The organism is Nocardiopsis halotolerans DSM 44410, assembly GCF_000341065.1.
Taxonomy (GTDB): domain Bacteria; phylum Actinomycetota; class Actinomycetes; order Streptosporangiales; family Streptosporangiaceae; genus Nocardiopsis; species Nocardiopsis halotolerans.
In genome coordinates this window covers 18,471-26,547 of sequence record NZ_ANAX01000113.1, presented here as the reverse complement: position 1 = coordinate 26,547, position 8,077 = coordinate 18,471, and the positions used below count along the sequence as shown (strand labels likewise).

The 8,077-nt window shown below is 67.5% G+C and carries 2 protein-coding genes and 1 pseudogene; all 3 read right to left on the bottom strand.

Features of this window, described 5'->3' with window-relative positions; genetic code table 11:
• On the bottom strand, positions 1-1,632 hold a 1,632-nt coding region (locus tag D455_RS35870), incomplete at its 3' end, for a helicase-related protein (protein ID WP_275040888.1).
• Between the two features lie 2,123 nt (positions 1,633-3,755).
• A pseudogene (locus D455_RS35240) lies at positions 3,756-4,508 on the bottom strand (DEAD/DEAH box helicase); the annotation flags it as partial.
• A 2-nt stretch (positions 4,509-4,510) separates the two neighbouring features.
• Complete coding sequence (locus D455_RS36250) at positions 4,511-6,511, bottom strand: Eco57I restriction-modification methylase domain-containing protein (RefSeq protein ID WP_449289301.1); 2,001 nt, start codon at positions 6,509-6,511, stop codon at positions 4,511-4,513.
• Positions 6,512-8,077 lie beyond the last annotated feature (1,566 nt).

The window sequence follows — 8,077 nt, the reverse complement described above, 5'->3', positions numbered from 1 at the left end:
CTCGTCGGTGGTGGCGCCGCCGCAGGCGCGGCAGACCTGGAACGGGGTCGGGGTGACCTCGTTTCCGGCGAAGGTGACCGTGGCGGGCCGGTTCATGCGCAGCGCGCCGAGGTTGAAGCGGCGGATGACCGCCTCGCGGGTGAACTCCACGCCGAACACCCGCCCGGAGTGGCGCCAGGCCCCGGGCGCGATCGCGTCCTCGGGGATGTCCACGGCCGTGGCCGTCTCGTAGAAGACGCGCTGGCGCTCGTCGTGCTCGTCGCGGATCAGGGCGTCCTCGCGGCGGTCGCGGGCGTGGACCCGGGTGGGCTCCAGGACCCGGTAGAGGCTGCTGCGGTCGGCGATGACGGTGTTGTCGCAGCGGGGGCAGGGGGAGGTGTCCGCGGCGGCGTTGTCGGTGCGCACGTACCCGCAGCCGGGGCAGACCCGCCAGTCCCGCCAGGCGGGACGGGGCATGGAGCCGATGTCGAGCCCGTCCACGGTGTGCCGGTAGCCGCGCACGTAGTAGTGGTTGCCGGGGGCGAACTCGGTGAGGGCGCGCGCCGCTGGGCGCTTGTACTCGCGCACCTCGGTGCGAAAGTCGCGGTCGCCCTCGGCGTTGCGCTCGTCCCAGGTGAGGGTGGCCTCCAGTTCGGTGGCGCCGTCCACGAGCGAGTAGTTGGGCAGCACGCCCAGGTCGACCAGGGCGCCGTGGGCGCTGGTGCGGCCGATCTCGCCGATGCGCTTGCGCACGGCGGTGCGCTCGGCCTGGAGAGCGCGCTTGCGGCGCTTCTGCTCCTTGTCGGAGTCGAGCAGGGCGTCGATGGAGCCGGTGACGGTCTCCACGCGTTCGCGCAGGTCGTTCAGGCGCGCGGCCCAGACCTCCTCGGCCCGGGCGACGGTCTCCTTCAGGCCCACGGTGGCGTAGTGGCGCAGCTGGGCGGCGGCGTCGGGGTCCACCTCGTCCCCGGCGCCGTCGAACAGGTCGAGGAAGCCGGAGACCAGCCGGTCCCCGGATGCCAGGGCGCTCTCCACGAACCCGCGCAGCCAGCCCAGGTCGCCGAACAGGTCGGCGGCACGTCCGGGCAGCGCGGGAACGCCGGGCAGGTCGCCGCGCGCGGCCAGGTCGAGCAGGTGGGCGGCGTACTGGCGGCGCAGGATCTCCACCGCCGAGGGGAAGCTGCCGGGCGGGGCGATCTGCCCGGCGATCATGTCGAGGGGCTCCTCCAGGTAGTACCGCTCGCGGGCGCGGCGGCCGACCAGGGTGAGCAGGAAGGCGTTGCCCGAGCGGCGTCCGGCCCGCCCGGCGCGCTGGACGTAGTTGGCCGGTCCGGTGGGCAGCGAGCCCAGCAGGACGGCGGACAGGGCGCCGATGTCGATGCCCAGTTCCAGGGTGGGGGTGGCCGAGAGGACGTTGGGGTCGGTGTAACGGGTGCCGCGCTTGAAGGAGTCCTCGACGCGCTCGCGCTGGGCGCGGGTGAGCTGGCCGGTGTGCTCTGCGGTGGTGATGCGGAAGGGGTCGGCCTCCAGGTAGAGGCGGCGGTAGTAGTCGTCGGTGAAGCGGCGGTCCTCGTCGACGGTGAGGCGGCCGGTGCACCGGTAGCGGGGGCAGGCGGCGGCCTCCCAGTCGGCGCTGTGGTCGGGGTGGANCACACGTGGCAGCGCAGGCCGCCGGTGACGACGGCGTCCCCGTCGGCCAGGGCCCGGACCTGGACGTGCCCCGGGGTGAGGCCGTAGACGCGGGTGGAGCCGTCGGCGGCGGTGGTACGGGTGAGCACGCCCTCGTCGTACAGCACGTCCAGGAGCCGCCCCAGGTAGCGGGGCACGGTGTCGGCCTTCACCTGGAGGCAGCGCACGGTCCAGTCCTGGTACCAGGTGTTGCTTCCGGCGATGGAGTCGAACTCGCTGCGGTCCTTGCGCTGGTCGGTGACGAAGCGCGGCGCGGGCAGGCCGGAGCCGCCGCGGGGTTTGGGAAAGGCGGGCATGCCGTCGGGGCGCTGGCCCCAGATGGTGCCGAAGCGCCTGGTGCCCGCGTTCTGGACCCAGGGGTCGAGCCAGTGGTGGCCGATCCCGCCCCGGGTGCGCACGCGTTCCAGCAGGCCGCGCACGTACCCCCGGAAGACGGAGAGGTCGAGGCGCTCGCCGAGCTGGTCGCCGCTGTGCTGGAGGATGTCGCGGGCCAGCGCGGCGATGCGGTCGGGTTCGTCCAGGCGGACCTGGGCGGCGGCCGTGCGGGTCAGCTCCAGGGTGCGGCCCTGGCGGGAGCGCAGCCCGAACTCCAGCACGGCGGTGAAGGCCAGGCGCTCGCCGACCAGGTCCCACTCGCGGGTGCCGCCGCCGCTCTCCCCCGCCAGCAGCCGGTCGATGCCGGGCAGGTCGTGCATGTCCGGCGGGACCACGCACGCCAGGTAGGCGGGGTCCTCGGCGTGCTCGACGGTGTCGGCGATGAGGTCGTTGAGGTCGATGGGCGAGCCGTCGGGGGGCAGGCGGGAGGCGAGCAGGGCGCGCGCGGAGAAGGTGTAGGAGCGGTTGGAGACGAACCCGGCCCGGTGGGCGGCGTCCTGCACCGAGTCGCTGAACATCAGCGTCTTGGGGACCTCGCCGTCGTGGGCGAGCTGGCCTCCGGTGAACAGCTCGGTGACGGCCACCGAGGCGAGCGCGGCCAGGCCCGAACCGAGGAAGCGGGTGCCCTGGTCGGCGGCGCAGGCCGGGCAGCGGTCGTTCTCGGCGGCCCGGAAGGACTCCTTGGTGTGGCCCAGGTCGGCGAGGACGAACACCCCGTCGAGCTGCCCGGTCTCGTGCTTGGCGGTGTCGGCGGCGTCCACCGGGCGCAGGTGCGTGCCCGCGGCGTTGAGCACCAGGGTGCTGGCAGGGCGCTCCTTGGCCTCGGCGCGGCTGGCCCGGATGAGGGAGCGCACGTACTTCTTGCTGGAGATGGCGCCCCGGTAGACCTTGTCGGGGTCGGTGACCAGGTCGGAGGGCGATGACTCCGGGGAGATGGCGGCCCAGCCCGAGCGTCCGCAGTGGCGGCAGTACACGGCGGGCAGGTTGGCGCGGCCGAGGTTGGCGGTGGTGGTCTCCGTGCCCAGGGCGGGCAGGGTCTCGCCGTGCCAGGCGAAGGAGGGCTTGTCGGCGACGGCGCGCAGGAGGCGGGAGACCGAGCGGACCCACAGGTGGGTCTCGACGGTGACCAGGGGGCGGTCCTCGCCCTCGGGTGCGTCGGGGTCGCGGGCGGTGGAGAGCAGGGCGACGTAGCGGGCCAGGGCCTCGGCGGCGTGCTCGGGGGCGCTGCTCAGCGCGCGGCCCCAGGCGTAGGCGCCGCGGTCGGGAATCTCCTCCAGGACCCTGTCCATGGGCGCGACCGTGCCGTCGAGGATGTGCAGGACGGCCTTGGTGAGGATGTGCCTGCGCAGGACGGCGCCGAGTTCGCGCGGGGTGAGGTCGTCGCGGTCGGTGAAGGCGGCCATGATCCGGCCCATGGCGGTGGGGTCGCTGTGCGGGTCCTTGATGCGCGCGACCACGACCGGGTCGGGGACCCGCAGTTCGTAGTCCAGCTTGTGCATGAACTCGTCGACGGCCAGCCGATCCTCGCTCACCACGGAGTCGGGGCCGAACTCGGTGGCGAAGACGGTCGCGGCGACCTCGCGGATGCGGGCGCCGGGAGCGGCGTCGCCGTCGGGGGTGGTGTCAGGGGTGTTGGTGCCGTCCTTGCCGTCCTGGCCGAGGGTGGCGCTCGTGGCCACGGGGCAGATGTCGCCCAGCGGACGGCCCGGCCGGGCGTTGCCGGTGGCGGCGGCCAGGCGGCGCAGCAGCATGGCCACGTCGGTGCCCTGGGCGCCGTCGTAGGTGTGGAACTCGTCCACGACGACGTAGGTCAGGGCGGAGTCCTTCCAGAGGGGAAGGTCCTGCTCGCGCTGGAGGAGCAGGTCGAGCATCTTGTAGTTGGTGATGAGGATGTCGGGGCGCTGGCGGCGGATCTGCGCGCGGGCGGTGGTCACACGCGGGTAGCCGGTTTCCGGGGTGTCGCCGATGTAGAGGCCAGCGGTGACCTGGGACAGGGCCGGGTCGGAGAGGTACTCGTTGAGGCGCTGGGCCTGGTCGGTGGCCAGGGCGTTCATCGGGTAGAGCAGGACGGCCTTGATGCCGGTGTTCCCGGCCGCGCGCTCGCGGCGGCAGTGGTCCAGGAGGGGGATGAGGAAGGACTCGGTCTTGCCGGAGCCGGTGCCGGTGGTGATGAGGGTGGGCTCGGCGGGGCCGTGGAGGGTGGACAGGCGCTGGAAGGCCTTGGCCTGGTGGAGGAAGGGCTTGAACCCGGCCGGGTGCCATTCGAGGTGCTCGTGCCAGGAGTCGTCCGAGTGCCGGAAGGGCGTGCGGACTCGAAGGTAGGGGCCCCGGAAGATGCCCTGCTTGGAGTCGTTGAAGAAGGCTTCCAGGCCTTCGCGGACGGGTTCGTCAGCGAGCGCGAAAGTCGTGGAGAGGTATTGAGTGATGTTGCGCTTGACCTCGGCGGCGGCGAGCGTGGGCTGCATGGTCAGACCTCCCCGTCCCAGGTGCCGTCACGCTTGGCGCGCTCGACGATCTCGGTGAAGTGGGCGTGGGCCTCGCGGTACTCGCGTTCCCGGTCGGTGTCGTAGAAGGGGGCTGCGTACCCCTCAGGGACGGTATCCGTGGGGTCGTCCTTGTCCAGGTACTTCTTCAGGTGGAGGAAGTCTTCCTTCGTCTGCCCGTAGCCGTAGGTGTTGTGGTTCTTGGCGATCTTGCGGCCGTTGGCGTCGAAGTGGATGTCCGCCTCGTAGTCGTGCAGAACCGGGTAGCGAGACTTGTAGACGGCGGTCAGCTCGTCAGCGCTGATACCAAGCCATACGGAAACCAAGGCGTCGAGCTCCACGAGTGCGGCGCGACGCTCGTACTCGGTGCGTAGAGGTGACGCGTACTCCCACTCAGGGCCGACCTCGCCGAGGGGAGCCAGGCGTGGCCAGTTCACCGCCCAGGTTTCCTGCTGCCAAGACTCATCATAGAGCTCAGCCCAGAGCGGAGCGTAAGCATTAGTGAGGCAGTTGAGCCGCATGGAGCGCACAAGGAGAGCAGTCTCCAGTAGATGCCCAGGCGTCGGCGCAGGCATTTTATATGCCTCGGTGTTTCGCAAATCCGATCGACCAGTAATGCGCAGCAGGTAATCAAGTGGCAGCGAAGCCCAAAAACCAGTATTAAGCACAGTCATTTGGTTATCACCAGCCCACATAGAGTGGACCGCATCAACATGCGCAGGGCCGGGCGGAATTAGAGCAGCGAACAGACTCCGCTCGGTGTTGAACGCAATCCTTCTCCGCCAAGCAAGTCGATAGTACTCCGTGTAGCGCTTTTTGTTCCAAGAATCTTGAGAAGCGAGATAGTCACTTCTGCAACCTGCACGCTCATAGTTACAGAGAGGGATCGCAGACTCGGGAAGGGATGAAATGTCCCACGAAACCCAATCATTCGTGCTTTTGCAAGGAATCATAGGAATCTTTGCATAAGGCGTCGCCTGTGAAAAATGAGGACCCTGGAGGATAGCTTCATGCAAATCAATTGGCCTAGATGAATTCCATCTAATTAGACCATCCTTCTTTGCGCCCGCCTCATGATAACCACTAGCAATCTGAATATCTGCCCCCAAGCGTCCACAGTACGCAGCAATGGCAGAAATGGCACCCGCTTCACTACTGGACACAGGGAACAGAAGCGGAGCTTCTAGCGATGAAACTCCTCCGATTGCGGTAACTTTTGACCACTCGCCCAGAACGCCCTCATCCACATGAACAACGCGCTTCTTATGCGGACGAATATCCCAATCACCATGATACTTGATCCCAGGCACTTCCCCTAGGCCATCATGAACGAAGGAACCAGCGACCACCGAAGGTGAGTATATGCGGTTCACGCAATCAAAGCCCACCACGCCCGGATCTCCATAAACATGAACTCCAAATTCTGCCGTATCACCGACAGGCCTCGAAAATGCCCAGTTCCCCCCATTCACAAAGAATGCAAGAAACTTGAGTCGAGCATAAGATTCTCTCCTCAAATGGCGCTCCCGAACGCCACCGAAGTGGGTATTGGGATGAACGAGGCCGATGTTGCACCCTTCACCCATATTCCCCCAAGAACGACACATAAATGCTCGATATAGGTCAGGCTGAGTCCCCACCAGGGGAGGATACGTAGCTTCGCCCGAAAGAAAGTCACTGAGGCCAGCAATCCCCGAAAGCTCATTAAGGAATTCATTCCAACGGGAATCAAACTTGAGGAGTTCATTTTTTCGGCCGAACTTGGACTCAGCAGGAGATTTCTCCGCCAACTTGAACCAAGGATCAAATTCGGCCAGAACTGCGTCTTCGTCCCAGTTAGGGCGAACCCACGGCGGATTTCCTACCTGAATGTCAAATCCGCCTCGGTTCTTGAAGAGGTGCGAGAATTGGAGTTCCCAGTGGAAGAAGCCGTGCCGCTCAGCGAGGTTCTCAACCTCGTGGAGCCAGGGGAATATCTCCCCCATCCGGAACTCGTCCTTCATCGCCATGAGAGGAGCAAGAGAGTCCTCGGCAGCGTCGAGATCAGCCAAGGTCTCAATCTCGCTGAACAGGGTCCCTTCCGGGATGTCCTGGGCCCCCAACAGGGCCTCGGCGAACTTGAGCCACTTCTCCAGGTCCGCCAGATCCAGGCTTTCCCGAGCGGATCCGAAGAGCGAGTCGTTACCGCCAGCGCTGCTGGCCCCCAACGACCGTTCCAGCCGCTTGTACACCTCGTCACTGCCGTCCAGCAGTCCGGCCTTCTGCACCGGCCAGAACCACAGCGCACACCAGGCGTCCATCAGCGTCTTGAGCCGCCAGTACGGGGTGCCCTTCTCCGTGAGGTTCGCGAGCACCTCTTCCCTCGGGATGGCGTGCTCGGGCTGGTCGATCCAGTCAGCCCCGTACACGTCGACCCGCCGACTGATCTCCCGCTCGGACAGCTCCAGCCGCCGGATCACCAGCCCCCACAGGAACTCAGCCCTCCGCGACAGCGCCTGCAACCGCCGGAACTGCGAGTTCTTCCCGCTCGTCTTGGGCTTCCGGCGCATCGCACGCCGCCACGCGCCTAGCTTCGCGGTGTCCTCCGGAGCGAGAGCCTTGGCCTCCTTCTCGGCGGCCACACTCCCCCACCCCTGCGCGGGCAGCAGGAAGTGGTGGATGTACCCCTCCGAGATCTCCCCGTCCCGGAACGGCTGATCGACCGGCGCGCTCTTGAGCCACTCGCCCTTCTTCACCGTCTCCGGGTCGTACAGCCGCCGCCCGGCACCGATCAGCGAGTTACCGCGCCGCAGGTGCAGGCCGAACCAGGGCGCCTGCAACCCCGGGTACATCACGTTCAGCCACAGCGACACCTCCGCCAGCTCCACCGCTGTGCCGTTGAGGTCCACCCCGTACGCCCGGTGCAGGGCGATGTAGGCCTTGACCTTCTGGAGTTCCACCGCGTAGCGCTCGGGGTCCAACTCCTCCCCGCGCTCGGCCTGCGCCCGCTTGAGGTATTCAGCCGCTACCTGGTTGATGGCCTCGTTCAGGAACGCGCCCGACCCCAGCGCGGGCTCGCAGATGGTCCACTCCAGCAGTTCCCTCGCCGGGGTGGTCGTCCCGTCCTGGTCCAGCCGCTCCCGCAGCGTGAGCTGCACGGTCAACTGGGTCAGCGACTCGGGTGTGTAGTACGACGCGCTGGTCTCCCGGTCCCGCCCGGCCAGGCGGTACACGAACGACCCCGGCTTGTAGACCACCATCGGGCTTTCCTTGGTGGACTTGCCGTTCTCGTCCTTGACGCGCACCCACACGTCGTCGCTGTAGTCCTCGACCTTCGAGTGCGGCACCATCCACGACCCGCCGGACGGGTCGCCGTTCTTGGCCGCCTCGTACAGCTCCTCCTTGGCGATGAACCCGGTGTAGGACATCAGCCCCTCGTACACCGCACCGAGCTGGTTGATGCCGAGCTGAGCGTAGGAGATGAACCCGCCGCGCCCCCTCCGGTTGCCCCGCGAGATCATCAGCCTGCGCAGCACCTGGTGCAGGGCCTCGTTGCGCAGCCGGGTGTCCAG

Excerpts from the sequence above, each read along its gene's own strand:
- D455_RS36250 (WP_449289301.1), bottom strand. The coding sequence starts at position 6,511 with ATGGGGGAGATATTCCCCTGGCTCCACGAGGTTGAGAACCTCGCTGAG.